The organism is Acidovorax sp. A1169, from assembly GCF_030704685.1.
GTDB lineage: Bacteria > Pseudomonadota > Gammaproteobacteria > Burkholderiales > Burkholderiaceae_C > Acidovorax.
In genome coordinates this window covers 47,123-61,772 of sequence record NZ_JAUZDX010000025.1, presented here as the reverse complement: position 1 = coordinate 61,772, position 14,650 = coordinate 47,123, and the positions used below count along the sequence as shown (strand labels likewise).

Annotated in this window: 8 protein-coding genes and 1 pseudogene; 1 reads left to right on the top strand and 8 read right to left on the bottom strand. The window is 63.4% G+C overall.

Annotated elements, in window-relative coordinates; translation table 11 throughout:
- Positions 1 to 52: 52 nt before the first annotated feature.
- Positions 53 to 2,038, top strand: a complete 1,986-nt coding sequence (locus QYL93_RS27880; RefSeq protein WP_305746716.1) for a hypothetical protein — start codon at positions 53 to 55, stop codon at positions 2,036 to 2,038.
- A gap of 462 nt (positions 2,039 to 2,500) precedes the next feature.
- On the opposite strand, the gene QYL93_RS27875 is transcribed toward QYL93_RS27880, so the two are convergent.
- The 8 genes and pseudogenes from QYL93_RS27875 to QYL93_RS27840 all read right to left on the bottom strand — a co-directional run bounded on the left by QYL93_RS27875 (position 2,501) and on the right by QYL93_RS27840 (position 14,482).
- Entirely contained in the window at positions 2,501 to 2,905 is a 405-nt protein-coding gene (locus tag QYL93_RS27875) for a ribonucleotide reductase subunit alpha (RefSeq protein WP_305746715.1), read from the bottom strand.
- Between the two features lie 169 nt (positions 2,906 to 3,074).
- Positions 3,075 to 3,773 carry a carbonic anhydrase gene (locus QYL93_RS27870; RefSeq protein WP_305746714.1) on the bottom strand — a complete coding sequence of 233 codons (699 nt, stop codon included), beginning with the start codon at positions 3,771 to 3,773 and terminating at the stop codon, positions 3,075 to 3,077.
- A complete protein-coding gene (locus QYL93_RS27865; protein WP_305746713.1) occupies positions 3,770 to 4,621 on the bottom strand; it encodes a peptidylprolyl isomerase in 852 nt (283 codons plus the stop codon). Before QYL93_RS27865 ends, QYL93_RS27870 begins: the two co-directional genes overlap by 4 nt.
- A 24-nt stretch (positions 4,622 to 4,645) precedes the next feature.
- Positions 4,646 to 5,377: a respiratory nitrate reductase subunit gamma gene (gene narI / locus QYL93_RS27860; protein WP_305746712.1), complete on the bottom strand. Its 732-nt coding sequence runs from the start codon at positions 5,375 to 5,377 to the stop codon at positions 4,646 to 4,648.
- Positions 5,374 to 6,081 (bottom strand): nitrate reductase molybdenum cofactor assembly chaperone, encoded by a 708-nt coding sequence (gene narJ, locus QYL93_RS27855; RefSeq protein WP_370877053.1) that lies wholly within the window; start codon positions 6,079 to 6,081, stop codon positions 5,374 to 5,376. The genes narI and narJ overlap by 4 nt, the downstream gene beginning before the upstream one ends.
- 7 nt (positions 6,082 to 6,088) lie before the next feature.
- Positions 6,089 to 7,621 (bottom strand): nitrate reductase subunit beta, encoded by a 1,533-nt coding sequence (gene narH, locus QYL93_RS27850; RefSeq protein ID WP_305746710.1) that lies wholly within the window; start codon positions 7,619 to 7,621, stop codon positions 6,089 to 6,091.
- A gap of 76 nt (positions 7,622 to 7,697) precedes the next feature.
- Positions 7,698 to 11,516 carry a nitrate reductase subunit alpha gene (locus QYL93_RS27845; protein WP_305746709.1) on the bottom strand — a complete coding sequence of 1,273 codons (3,819 nt, stop codon included), beginning with the start codon at positions 11,514 to 11,516 and terminating at the stop codon, positions 7,698 to 7,700.
- Positions 11,517 to 11,560: 44 nt separating this feature from the next.
- A pseudogene (locus QYL93_RS27840) lies at positions 11,561 to 14,482 on the bottom strand (nitrate/nitrite transporter).
- Positions 14,483 to 14,650: the final 168 nt, after the last annotated feature.

The following is a 14,650-nucleotide window of genomic DNA, read 5'->3' as shown; positions in this document are numbered from 1 at the left end:
GCCAGAAGGCTGCAGCCAGGCCCCCAAAATCTCAGCCACTTGATCAAGTCCGATGAATGAAGCCAAAAACAATGCAGGGCTCGCACGTGGCGCGGAGTCGATGAAATCTCACCACGCAACGCAGCGGTTGATGGCCGGCATGCTCTTGTTCCAGACGCTTGGCGCCGGCGCCATGCAAACGGTTGCCCGCGCGTTTGGCGTCACCCCTACAAGGCGTTGGACTTGGCTGACGCTTGGCGTTTGGGCGACACTGCCCGCACTGTCCTTGCTGCCGCTTTGGTCAAACCTGCTGAACCCGGTCCTGCCAGACGCCCACGAGCACGTCCGGTACGCCGTGTTGTCGAGTCACTTTCAGGAGGCGATGGCCGCTGGCATTTGGTATCCGCGCTGGCTACCCGACTTCAATGCCGGATACGGCTATCCCGAGTTCGTCTTTTATCAACCCGGTTATTTCTTCCTCAACAGCTGGCTGGCCGTACTGACTGACGACTTGCTGTGGCGTCAGTTGCTGACACTGGGTGCGCTGTGCCTCATTGGCGGGCTTGGTGTGTACCGACTTGCACGGACTTTTGTGGACCGCCTCTCCGCTCTGGCCCTTGTGGTGTTGTTTCAGGCGGCGCCCTATGTTCACATCAACCTGTATGAGCGCGGTGATTTGAGTGAATGGATGGTCATTCAACTGTTGCCGTGGGTGCTGCACTGGAGTTGGTGCCTGCTGGCGCCAGTGCAGCGCTCAACAATGGGTATGGGGGGACGGGCGCTGTGCTGGAGCGGACTGACGCTGGTGCTTGCGGCAAGCTTTTATAGCCACCCGATGGCAGTACTGTTTTTGCCATTGGTCGTCGCTCTGCTGGGTATGCTGACGCTGGCCGGCACCGAGCACCAGGCACCGCTGGCGGTCAGACTGCGCAGCGTCCTTGAACTGGCAGGTGCCCTGTTGCTGGCATTGGCACTGGCCTCGCCATATTGGCTCCCGGTTGCGCAACTCAAGCCTCTGGTCAATGCGCAGGTCGCTTTGACCGGCGGTTTTGAGGCCTGGCGCAACGTCGCCTCTCTATCTGGCGTGCTGTTCGACCCCCAGGCATTTCTGGCCGCACCCTTTGTGGCTTTGGCATTGTCAGGTGCCTGGCAAGGTCGTGGACACCCTTTCATCCGGGCCGCAGGCCTGGTCTACCTTGTACTTTTTCTCGCCATGCTGCCGACCGGCCGCTGGTTCTGGCATCTTTACCCCTTTTCATTGATGCAGTTTCCCTGGCGGCTGGCGGTGTTTGCGCCCGCGTTACAGGTAGTTTGTACGCTTGGCTATTGGCATGGCAGCAATCGCCACTCGGTCCTGCGGCGGTTGGGCTTGACGCTCGGACTGCTGGCGCTGACCTGGTCGGCATGGAATTATCATGACTTTCGCGCACTGCAAGTGTTGGGCGAGCCCGTTGCCGGTGCGCAACTCGACTGCGTCAAGACCTATCCAAGCCTGGCCCGACCCAACATGGCGTTGGCCACTCTGGATGGTGGGGAATGGTTGCCGGCAAGATTCGCCAAAAATCCGCCCGAAACGGCACGATACACGCCTATCAGTCAAACATGCGAAGCACAACTGGCGCGGCATCGGGCGGCCTTGACTGGACATTTAGGAGTTGACCAATTTTCAAACCGGTCCACATTGAATTGGATGACCAGTGACTCAGCGCATTGGCAGGGGCACCCACAGCCCGGGCATTCGCCGCACGCGCTCAACTACCGCTTCGCAGGCGCGAATCCGGGTGTGGTGGTGATCCAGCAAATCTACCTGCCAGGCTGGTCAGTGCACGTGAATGGTTTGGCGTTGACCGCAACGACCATCGAAGAGCAGTTGTTGCCGGATGGCCGAATGCAGGTTCGATTGGCTGCTGGCGAACACACGATTACTGCTCGCTACGATGGTCCGCCCGGTGCAAAGCAGCGCAACGTAGCAATTGGGTTGGCACTTTTGCTGGCTGCGGCCTATTGGCTGCGGCGGCTGCGCAAGCAGGGCGGGCTCAAATTTGAAGTGGGTTACTAGTGTCCCGAGTTAGAAATTCGTTGAATAAATCTACCGACAATCACCGCCATGCGTCGTTGCAAATGCTCGCCATGCGCCCGGCATGTCTGCGCTTTGCGCCTAGCTTGGCAGCGATTTCGGCAGATTTCTTTCTTCAACGAACTTCCAACTCAGGACACTAGATTTCAGTGAAAGAGGCCGGAGTGCTGCGAGATCCGCTGAGCCCTCTGCGTGCTTCAACTTCAGTCCCTGCAGGACTACCAATTCGGTTTCAAATTGACAGGGGACGTCAGGAATACATGGTATTTCGCGTCCTCGCGGTGCGGCGGCATGGCCCTGACCGAAGGGCTGCATCACGTCACGCACGGCGCTGGCTACGCCCTCGTTCCAACCGCGCACCTGCACATATTGCTGCGGCCGCCAGAACCCATCGCAGGTTAGCCTGGCAGGCTGATAACGGACGACGGCATTGAGCGGCCCATCTCAGTTCAAGACCACGGCATGGCCTTGAGGGTCAAAGGGAATGAACGCGCCCAACCTACCCTGGCGGATCGCCTCCACCATGTCGTGCAGCGGCTGATCGGCCTCGGCACTGCCAGGCTCGCGGCCCGGCTTGCCTGCAAGCGCGGCAGCGAACACCATGCCCCAGGGTTTGCCAAAGGCCTCGGCTTCGTGCACCAGTTGGTCGAAAGATTGGAGTTCGTCCAGTCCCTTGTCCACACATATCTGAGGCACCAGCGCGCCACCTTCACCCCGCTCGAATTCGAGCCGCTGGGCCGGCGTGGCGTCCTGCGGCAGCTCGACACCTGCGAACACGAACAGCAGGCGCTGCGGCAGAGGTTGCATGCGTGCCGCGCTCAACAGGTCGTCAAAATTTTGAATGGTCATCGTGTATCCAGGTTCTGACGGTGAGGGTTTGTAGGGTCTGGCGCGCGTGAATCAGGTCGGCGGTGGCGCGTGAGCACTCGCGCTCCGTCGTATCCGCCGAGAGCACAGCAAGCGACGGTCGAATGCGCAGTGCCGTGTTCATTCGCACGCCCCAGGAGCCTCGGCGGTCTCAAAAACTGATGACTTGTCCATCGTATTCCACATAAGGTTGGTACGGCCCGGTGCCGCTGTTGGTTGCTACCGAGGCTGCGAAGAAATCGCCCTCCTGTGCGTCAAACACATGCACCTCGCCTTCTTCGATCACGTAGTGCCAGCCGTGCAGGGTGAGCCGGCCGGCCTCGACCTCGCGCCGCACCATGGGGTAGCCCATGAGGCGTTCGAGCTGCAGCACCACCGCGCGCTGCTCGGTGCGGCGCATCGATTCTGCGCAAGGCTGCACTGGCAGCAGTGCCTCGTCGACCAGCTTGAGCCACGCGGTGAGGGCTACCGCCTCGTCGGGCGCTCCCTCATAGGCGGTGCGGATCGCGCCACAGTGGCTGTGGCCGCAGATCACGATCCGCTCAACGTGCAGGCTGAGCACGGCGAACTCGATCGCGGCCATCGTTCCATGGAGTCCGTGCGATTGGTCGTGGGGTGGAACCAGCGCGCCCACGTTGCGCACGATGAAGAGTTCGCCCGGGCCAGCCCCGGTGAGCAAGTAGGGCACAAGTCGCGAGTCCGAGCAGCCGATAAACAGCGTCTTGGGGTGCTGGCCTTCGGCTACCAGGTCCTGAAAGCGCTGCTGATGGCGCGGAAAATAGTCGGAGCGGAAATGCCGCAGGCGCAACAGCAGCTCGTCCGCTGATGCGCTTGCGGCGGCCTCACTCATTGAACAAGAGGGGTGTCCGCCCCTTCCAATTCCACGCCTTCAACGTCTGCTTGACCCACCAGCAGCTGCATATACTGGCGCAGCGCCGTGGCCTGCGACTGAAGGGCCAGCCGCGCTCCGATTTGCGCCTGCAGCTCGGCGAACTCGGGCAGGCGCCCCGCCTCGCGTTCGAGCACCTCCACGATGTGCAGGCCGAAGCGGCTGTGCACCAGGCGCGGGTGCAGACCCAGGGCCTGGATGGCGTCGTTCTGCAGGAACAGCGCCTTGGCCAGTTCAGGCGCGCAGTCCTGCGGAGTGATCCAGCCGAGGTCGCCGCCCTGGGCGCTCGACGGGCAGTTGGAGAGCTCGTTCGCAAGCTGCGCAAAACGATCGATTGACACCCCCTGGCGCGATAGCTCCAGCAGCGCGGCTTCGGCGCGCTGGGCCAGCGCGTTCACCGGCACACCCGGCGTGACCGCGAACAGGATATGCCGCACATGCAGTGCCTGGCCCACCACAAAACGCGGCTTGTGGGCCTCGTAGTGGCGCCGGCATTCCTCAAGGCCCGGCTCGGGCGAATGCACCTCGGCTTCGAGCAGGGCCTCGATCGCGCGGCGCATGTCGTCATCCGGCTCGGGCGCGTTCAAACCCGTGAATCGCGGCAGCAGGCCGGCGCTAACCGCCTGCTGGCGTAGCAGCTCGGTGCAGGCGCGTTCGCGCAGGGTCTGCTCGCCCAGCACCTCACCGGCGTCGTGCAGGTGGATGCCGTTGATGCTGGCGATCTCGACCGGGGCCTCAGCGACCTCAGGGGCTTTGCAGGCGCAGGCGCTGCTGCCGCAGCCCGAAGATGTGGAAAGGTCTTGGCTCATGGAAGCTTCCGTGGGTGGGTTGGATCAGCGGGGCTTGGAAGGATGGGCCGGGTTGGTCGGGTTGGCCGGCACGCCCAGGCGGCGGCTGCGCACCACCTGGTAAGGCCGCACCAGGTAGGCAACGCTCGCGAAGCCGCTCCACACATGCACCAGCCGCGAGAACGGGAACAGCAGGAAGATCGTCATGCCCAGCACCAGGTGTACCTTGTAGGGCCAGTCCATGTTGACCAGCGCGGCCGCGTCGGGGCGGAAGGTGACGATGCGCTGCGCCCACTCGGCCAGCACCAGCATGGCGCTGCCATCGGCGTGCGAATAGGAATACGGCAGTGTGATCAGGCCCAGCGTGAGTTGCACCCACAGAATCACCAGAATGGCGATGTCGGTGCGGTGGCTGGTCAGGCGGATGCGCGGGTCGAAGATGCGCCGGTGCAGCAGCATCGACAGGCCCACGAAGCAGATCGCACCGGCGGTACCACCCGCGTAGATGGCCATGCGCTGCTTGAACGCGGCATCCATGAAGCCTTCGTAGAAAAAATGCGGGGTGAGCAAGCCCACGGCGTGGCCGAAGAACAGGAACAGGATGCCGACGTGAAACAGGTTGCTGCCCCAGCGCAGCTGGCCCTTGCGCAGCAGCTGCGAGGAATCGCTTTTCCAGGTGTACTGGTCGCGGTCGAAGCGGGCCAGGCTGCCCATGAGGAAGACCGCCAGGCAGATGTAGGGATAGACGCCGAAAAGGAAGTGGTGCAGTGAGGTCATGCCTGTGCTCCTGGTGGTGGGGGGGTATGACGGCTGGTGGCCGCCTTCACGATGCGGATGGGTTGCGGCTGGCCGGGTCGGGCCTGACCTTCGGTGGAGCAGCCGCCGAACACTGCAGGTTCGGCCCAGCTCTCGTCGATGCCGGGGTCAGCCGCCACCGGCACCGGATCGGCCTTCTCGCCTGCGATCTCGAGCACGGCGGCCAGCACGCTGGCGTACGGGCTCTGGCGCTTGAGCAGCGCGCTGAAGATCACGCGCACGATGTGCGCGCTTTCGCCGAGGAACTCGCGTGCCACCGCGGCGGGCTGGGTGGAGGCGAACTCCAGCAGCACGCTCAGGTGGTCGGGAAGCTCGGCCGGGCCGAAGAAAAGGCCGGCTTTCTCGTAGGTCTGGATCAGGTCGATCATGGCCGGGCCACGCTCGCGCGAGTCCCCGAGCACGTGTTCGAACAGGTGCAGCGCGGTGCTGCGCCCGCGGTCGAACAGTTCGACATAAGCGGCCTCGACGTCGAGCGCCGGCTGCTGGCTCAGGTGCACCAGCAGCGCGTCCAGTTCGACCAGGCGTGTGGCCGGCAAGGCGGCTTCGGCGCGCAATGCGTCGCGCAGTTCACCGGCGTGCTCGCGCAGTTCGGCGCTGGGGTAACGCAGGAGGTGAGCGAGCACGCGCAAGGTGTGCACGACGGGCTTGGGGGTGGTGGAAAACAGGCCCATCTCAAACCCCTGCCTTGATCGGGATGGTGCGCTTCTTCTCGCTGCCAAACAGGCTGGTTTCGGTCTGCCCTTCCGAGCAGCCGTTGCCAAACGTGAAGCCGCAGCCGCCCTTGATGTTGAAGGTGTTCTCGGCGTATTCGCGGTGGGTGGTGGGAATCACGAAACGGTCCTCGTAGTTGGCAATCGCCATGGTCTGGTACATGTCCTCGACCTCGCGCACACTGAGCTGCACCTGGTCGAGCACGTCCTGGTTGATGACGCCGTCCACGTGTTTGGCACGCTGGTAGCTGCGCATGGCCAGCATGCGTTCTAGCGCGCGCACCACCGGCACGGTGTCACCGGCGGTCAGCAGGTTGGCGAGGTACTTCACCGGGATGCGCAGTTGGCTCACGTCCGGGATCTCGCCGTTACCGCCCAGGTGACCAGCGTTGGCCGCGGCGGTGATGGGCGAGAGCGGTGGCACGTACCAGACCATGGGCAGCGTGCGGTACTCCGGGTGCAGTGGCAGCGCCACCTTCCAGTCCACGGCCATCTTGTAGACCGGGCTGTGGCGCGCGGCCTCCAGCCAGTTCTCGGGGATGCCGTCGGCGCGCGCCTGCGCGATCACCGCCGGGTCGTGCGGGTCCAGGAACAGGTCGATCTGCGCCTTGTAGAGGTCCATCTCGTTGGGCACGCTCGCCGCTTCCTGAATGCGGTCCGCGTCGTACAGCAGCACGCCCAGGTAGCGGATGCGGCCCACGCAGGTCTCGCTGCACACGGTGGGCTGGCCGGCCTCGATGCGCGGGTAGCAGAAGATGCACTTCTCGGCCTTGCCGCTCTTCCAGTTGTAGTAAATCTTCTTGTAGGGGCAGCCGCTCACGCACATGCGCCAGCCGCGGCACTTGTCCTGGTCGATCAGCACGATGCCGTCTTCCTCGCGCTTGTAGATCGATCCCGAGGGGCACGAAGCCACGCAGGCCGGGTTCAGGCAGTGCTCGCACAGGCGCGGCAGGTACATCATGAAGGTGTTCTCGAACTCCCCCACCATGGCCTTCTGCGCGGCTTCGAAGCCGTTGAAATTGGCATCCTTGCTGCGTTTGGCAAACTCGCCGCCCAGGATTTCCTCCCAGTTCGGGCCCCACTCGATCTTCTCCATCCGCTTGCCCGTGATAAGGCTGCGCGGGCGGGCGGTCGGCGTGTTCTTCATCTCGGGGGCCGACTGCAGGTGGTCGTAGTCGAAAGTGAACGGTTCGTAGTAGTCGTCGATCTCCGGCATGTGTGGGTTGGCGAAGATCTTCATCAGCAGCTGCCATTTGCCCCCCTGCTTGGGCACGATGGAGCCGTCGGCGCGGCGCGTCCAGCCGCCCTGCCACTTCTCCTGGTTCTCCCACTCCTTCGGGTAGCCGATGCCGGGCTTGGTCTCGACGTTGTTGAACCAGGCGTATTCCACCCCAGGGCGGTTGGTCCAGACGTTCTTGCAGGTGACCGAACAGGTGTGGCAACCGATGCACTTGTCCAGGTTGAGCACCATGCCGATTTGTGCGCGGATCTTCATGATGCCTCCAGCAAAGCTGCCTCAAGGCAGGCATGCGTTCCCATGGGGGGCAGCGAACGAACGTGAGCGTGGGGGTTCATGGATTCTCTCCTTCTGACTGATATGCGCGGATGAGATGGTCGTCGGCCGGTGTGTCGAGCCAGTCCACCTTGTCCATCTTCCGAACCACGACGAACTCGTCGCGGTTGGTGCCGATCGTTCCGTAGTAGTTGAAGCCGTAGCTGAGCTGCGCGTAGCCGCCGATCATGTGGGTCGGCTTGAGCACGATGCGCGTGACCGAGTTGTGGATGCCGCCGCGCACGCCGGTGATCTCCGAGCCCGGGGTGTTGATGATCTTTTCCTGCGAGTGGTACATCATCACCATGCCCGGGTTCACACGCTGGCTCACCACCGCACGCGCGGCCACCGCGCCGTTGATGTTGAACAGCTCGACCCAGTCGTTGTCCTCGATGCCGGCACTCTTGGCGTCGTCTTCGCTGAGCCAGACCACGGTGCCGCCCCGGTTGAGGGTGAGCATCATCAGGTTGTCGCTGTAGGTCGAGTGGATGCCCCACTTCTGGTGCGGCGTGATGAAGTTCAGCACGATCTCCGCGTTGCCGTTGGACTTGATGTTGTGAATGCCGGAGGTCGCCTTCATGTCCACCGGCGGGCGGTAGCTGCCCAGGCCTTCACCAAAGGCAATCATCCAGGGGTGGTCCTGGTAGAACTGCTGGCGGCCGGTGAGGGTGCGCCATGGAATGAGTTCGTGCACATTGGTGTAGCCGGCGTTGTAGCTCACCGTCTCGCTCTCGATGCCGCTCCAGGTGGGGCTGCTGATGATCTTGCGCGGCTGCGCCTGGATGTCGCGAAAGCGGATCTTCTCGTCCTCGCGGTGGATCGCCAGGTGGGTGTGGTCGATGCCGGTCTGTTTGCCAAGCGCTTCCCAGGCCTTCACCGCCACGTGGCCGTTGGTCTCGGGGGCGAGCTGCAGGATGACTTCGCAGGCGTCGATGTCGGTCACGATCTTCGGCATGCCCTTGGTCACGCCTTCGTCCATCGTGGTGCCGTTGAGCTGGCCGAGCTGTTCCACCTCGGTGCCGGTTTTCCAGCCGATGCCCTTGCCGCCATTGCCCAGCTTGTCGAGCAAGGGGCCCAGCGCCGTGAAGCGTTTGAAGGTGTTGGGGTAGTCGCGCTCGACCACGGTGATCTGCGGCGCGGTCTTGCCGGGGATGAGTTCACAGTGGCCCTTGCGCCATTCCTTCACCTCAAACGGCTGCGCGAGTTCGCCGGGGGTGTCGTGCATGATGGGTGTCAGCACCACTTCTTTTTCCACCCCCAGGTGGCCCACGCAGACTTCGCTGAAGGCTTTCGCAAAACCCTTGTAGATCTCCCAGTCGCTGCGGCTTTGCCACACCGGGTCAACCGCCGCCGAGAGCGGGTGGATGAAGGGGTGCATGTCGCTGGTGTTGAGGTCGTTCTTCTCATACCAGCTGGCGGTGGGCAGCACCACGTCGGAGTACATGCAGGTGGTGCTCATGCGAAAGTCGAGCGTGACCAGCAGGTCCAGCTTGCCTTTCGGTGCGTGTTCGTGCCACACCACCTCTTGGGGCTTCGCTTCGTCCTTGCCCAGGTCTTTTCCCTGCACACCGTTCTCGGTGCCCAGCAGGTGCTTGCAGAAATACTCGTGGCCCTTGCCGCTGGAGCCCAGCAGGTTGCTGCGCCACACGAACATGTTGCGCGGCCAGTTCTGCGGCGCGTCCGGGTCTTCGCAGCTCATGGCCAGCGTGCCGTCTTTCAGCGCGCGCACCACGTAGTCCTTGGCATCGAGCCCGGCGGCGGCGGCGTCTTTCACCACCTGCAGCGGGTTGGTCTTGAGCTGCGGGGCAATGGGCAACCAGCCCATGCGCTCGGCGCGGACGTTGAAATCGATCATGCTGCCACTGAACGCGGCCTTGTCGGCCAACGGGCTCACGATCTCCTCCATGCCAAGCTTCTCGTAGCGCCACTGGTCGGTGTGCGCGTAGAAGAAGCTGGTGCTGTTCATCTGGCGTGGCGGGCGTGCCCAGTCGGTGGCAAAGGCCAAGGGCAACCAGCCGGTCTGCGGGCGCAGCTTTTCCTGGCCCACGTAGTGCGCCCAGCCGCCACCGCTCTGGCCGATGCAGCCGCACATCATCAACAGGTTGATCACGCCGCGGTAGTTCATGTCGGCGTGGTACCAGTGGTTCATGGCCGCGCCGATGATCACCATCGACTTGCCACGCGTCTTGTCGGCGTTGTCGGCAAATTGCTGCGCGACGGTGATCACCTGGTCGCGCGGTACGCCGGTGATGCTCTCCTGCCAGGCCGGCGTGTAGGCGGCGTTGTCATCAAAGTTCCTGGCGCCACTGCCCAGACCACGGTCGATGCCGTACTGCGCGACTTGCAGGTCGAACACGGTAGCCACCATGGCGTGGCGCTCTTCGCCGGCCTTGCCCAGGCGCAGGCGCACAGCCGGCACACGTGCGTGGTTGATGCTGCCGTTCTGCGCGTTCGCGGTGAAGTGCGGGGAGGCCTCGCCACCGAAGTAGGGGAAGGCTACGTTCACCACCTCGGTGCCCTGCTCGCCGTCTTCGATCACCGAGAGCTTGAGCTTCACATTTGTGTCGCTGCGTGCTTCCTTGGCCTGTAGATTCCACTTGCCCTCGTCGCTGCGGCCGGCTTCGCCCCAGCGGAAACCGATCGAGCCGTTGGGCAACACGGCCTTGCCATCGGTATCGAAGGCGACGGTTTTCCACTCCGGGTTGTTCTGCTGGCCGAGCTGGCCGTTGAAATCGCTGGCGCGCAGGTAACGGTCGGGCACGAGGGTGGTGGTGCCGTCGGCCAACACGTGTTCCTTGAGCATCACGAGCAGCGGCAGGTCGGTGTAGCGGCGCGCGTAGTCGTCGAAGTAGCTGCTGCGTGGCTTGCCGTCATCGGGGAAATAGAAGTTCTTCAGCACCACGTGGCCCATGGCCATGGCGAGTGCTGCATCTGTACCCTGCTTGGGGTGCAGCCAGAGGTCGGAGAGCTTGGCCACCTCCGAGTAGTCAGGTGTCACTGCCACCGTCTTGGCGCCCTTGTAGCGCACCTCGGTGAAGAAGTGGGCATCGGGTGTGCGCGTCTGCGGTACGTTGGACCCCCAGGCGATGATGAACGAGCTGTTGTACCAGTCGGCCGATTCGGGCACGTCGGTCTGCTCGCCCCAGACCTGCGGGCTGGCCGGCGGCAGGTCGCAGTACCAGTCGTAGAAGCTCATGCACACGCCGCCGATGAGCGAGAGGTAGCGCGAGCCGGCGGCGTAGCTCACCATGCTCATGGCAGGGATGGGGCTGAAGCCAATGATGCGATCGGGTCCGTGCTGCTTGATGGTGTAGACGTTGGCTGCGGCGATCAGCTGGTTGACTTCGTCCCAGGTGCTGCGCACGAAGCCGCCCATGCCACGCACCTGCTGGTAGTCGCGACGGGCTTCGGGGTTCTCGACGATGGTGGCCCAGGCGTCCACCGGGGTCTTGGCCACGCTGAGCGCGGCACGCCAGCGCTCCAGCAGGCGCCCGCGCACCATGGGGTATTTCACGCGGTTGGCGCTGTAGAGGTACCAGCTGTAGGACGCCCCGCGGGCGCAGCCGCGCGGCTCGTGGTTGGGCATGTCCCAGCGTGTGCGCGGGTAGTCGGTCTGCTGGGTTTCCCAGGTGACGATGCCGCCCTTGACGTAGATCTTCCACGAGCAAGAGCCGGTGCAGTTCACGCCGTGGGTGCTGCGCACGATCTTGTCGTGCGCCCAGCGGTTGCGGTAGGCATCTTCCCAGGTGCGGTCTTCACCGGTGGTCTGACCGTGGTTGCCCGAGAAGTTTTCGCGCGGCAGCGAGAAGTAGGAAAGGCGGTCGAGAAAATGGCTCATGAATGTCTCCGGAAATGGGGGCGTGGCATCTGAGGTGCGCGGGGTCAGGGGTTTTTGATCTCTGCGCCCTTGCGCAGGTAGAACCACCAGTTCAAGACCAGGCAGACGGCGTAAAAAATGGCGAAGCCGTACATGGCGAACTGCGGGGTCCCGGCCTTGATCTGCGCGCCGATCACCACCGGGGCGATGAAGGCGCCGTAGGCGGCCACGGCCGAGGTCCAGCCCAGCACGGGGCCGGCCTGCTGGCGGTCGAAAATGACGCCGATGGTGCGGAAGGTCGAGCCGTTGCCGATGCCGCTGGCAAAGAACAGCACGATGAACAGGCCGATGAAGGCGGGGAAGTACTGCTCGGGTGTGGCCGAGGTGTAGGCCTGCATCATCACGTAGCCCACCGCAGCGGAAGCCAGCACCATCACCGCCGAGATGACCTGGGTGACGATGGAGCCGCCGACCTTGTCGGAGATCCAGCCACCGATGGGCCGCACCGCGGCACCGACGAAGGGACCGATCCAGGCATATGTCAGGGCCGAGGGTGCGTTCGGATTTTTCAGCGTGTGTGTCATCACACCGGCGGCGTCCGCCACGTGCTGGAAGCCGAAGATCACCGTGATGGCCAACGGCAGCACCATCGAGAAGCCGATGAAGGAGCCGAAGGTGACGATGTAGAGCGCGGTGAGCGACCAGGTGTGCTTGTTGCGGAAAATGGCGAACTGCTTTGCCACGTTCTCCTTCATGGCACCGAAGGCGGCCACGCGCATCATGAGCAGCGCGAGGATGATGTCCAGCGGGATGGCGATCCACATGTTCAGGACGCCCAGCCCGGTGGGGGCCGGCAGATACAGCCAGAGCATGAAGATGGCAGGGATGAAGGCCAGGGTGTAGAGGTAGGTGACTTTGGCGAACGCGGCGATGGGGTGACCGGCGTCGGGCGACACGGTCTTCAGGTTGTTCATGCCGAACCACGCCAGGATCGACAGTGGCACGAGCGAGATCACCCAGGCGAAGCCAGCGTTCTGGATCCAGGTGGGCGTGCCGGCGGCGATCTTGCCGAAGATCCAGCCGCTGTCCTTCACCAGCGTCATCGACTCACCACCGAAGGCGCCCAGCAAGGGCAGCGTCATCACCAGCGGGATGACGATCTGCATCGTGGTCACGCCGAAGTTGCCCAGGCCGGCGTTCAGACCCAGTGCCGTACCCTGCAGCCGCTTCGGAAAGAAGGTGCTGATGTTGGACATGCTGGAGGCGAAGTTGCCGCCACCCACGCCGGACCACAGCGCCAGCAGCTGGAACGACCACAGCGGCCACTCGGGGTGCTGCAGTGCAAAGCCGGTGCCGATGGCCGGGGCCAGCAGCATCGCCGTGGTGAGGAAGATGGTGTTGCGCCCACCGGCCAGCCGCACCAGGAAGGACGCCGGGATGCGCATGGTGGCGCCCGAGATGCCGGAGATGGCGGTAAGCGTGAACAGCTCGGCCTGGGTGAAGGGAAAGCCCAGGTTGAGCATCTGCACCGTGATGATTCCCCACATGCCCCATACGGCGAAGCCGCACAGCAGGGCCGGCACGGAAATCCAGAGGTTGCGGTAGGCGATGCGCTTGCCGGTGGCGTTCCAGAAGGTCTGGTCTTCCGGGCGCCAATCGACGATGTCAGGTTCGACTTTGGATGTGTTGTTCATGAGAGTGGCAAGCAACGCGGAGCGTCAGTTCTGAAGGGAAAAGGGTTTGGCGTTGGCGCCCATGACTTCGGTCTTGCGCACCTCGGTCCAGTACATCCAGATGAGCGAGACCCACACCACGCCGTACATCAACATGAATGCGCTTGATCGGATGCCGGTGAGGTCCATCAACACGCCGAAAAGGATGGGCAGCACGAAGCCGCCCAGGCCACCGGCCAGTCCCACGATGCCGCTGATGGCGCCGATGTTCTTCGGGTAGTCGTCGCTGATGTACTTGAAGACGCTGGCCTTGCCGAAGGCCCAGGCGATGCCCAGGATGAACATCAGTGCGGTAAAGAGGTACACGTTGAGGCCAATGTGGAAGGTCTTGGGGCCATCCACCGTTGCCACTGTGAAATCGGTCTGCGGGTAAGACAGCAGAAACAGGCAGATCCAGCTCACCCACAGTACCCACCAGGTGACCTTGTGCGCGCCAAACTTGTCCGACATCACGCCGCCCACCGCGCGCAACACGCCACCGGGCAGCGAGAAGCAGGCCGCCAGCAGCGCGGCCACGCGGATGTCCAGACCGAACTCGCCCACGTAGTACTGCACCATCCACAGCGAGAGAGCCACGTAGCCGCCGAAGACGATGCTGTAGTACTGGCAGTACTTGAGCACCTTGGGGTCTTTCAGCGCCGTGAGCTGATCCATGAAGGACACGTTGCTGGGCACCAGGTGGTCGGGGTTGCTGTAGGTGAAGAGCCAGAACAGCACCACCGTGCCCAGCATGATGGCCGCGTACACCTGCGGCACCATGGTCCAGCCGAAGGCGACCAGCAGCACCGGGGCCACGAACTTGTTGACCGCCGCGCCCGAGTTGCCCGCGCCGTACACGCCCATGGCCATGCCCTGGCGGTGCTTGGGGAACCAGCGCGCCACATAGGGAGTGCCGACCGAGAACGAACCGCCCGCGAGACCCACGAACAGGCCGATGGTGAGGAAGTGCCAGTAGGCGGTGGCGTAGCTCATGAGCCAGATTGCCGGCACGGTGATGGCCATGAGCAGGGCCATCACGATGCGGCCACCAAAGCGGTCGGTCCAAATGCCCAGGGGCACTCGCACCAGCGAGCCAGTGAGCACTGGTGTGGCCATGAGCAGGCCGAACTGGGTGGAGTTGAGGTCGAGCGCCTTCTTGATCGGGATGCCTATGACGCCGAACATCATCCAGACCATGAAGCACACGGTGAACGCCAGGGTGCTGACGATCAGCACCGACCAAGCTTTTTTGTCGTTGTTCAATTCAGAGGCCATGTTGTCTTTCTCCACGCGGGGCATGGCAAGACTGTCGGCGATGGGCACGCTGGTGGCTATCCGTCACCTGGGTGGCCAGGGCGGCTCTGAAGAACGATGGTGGAAGGACTCAGGGCGTCCAGAAGAACTACCTCAACCGGTTTGTGGCCACCGGTTGACCTGGATCAA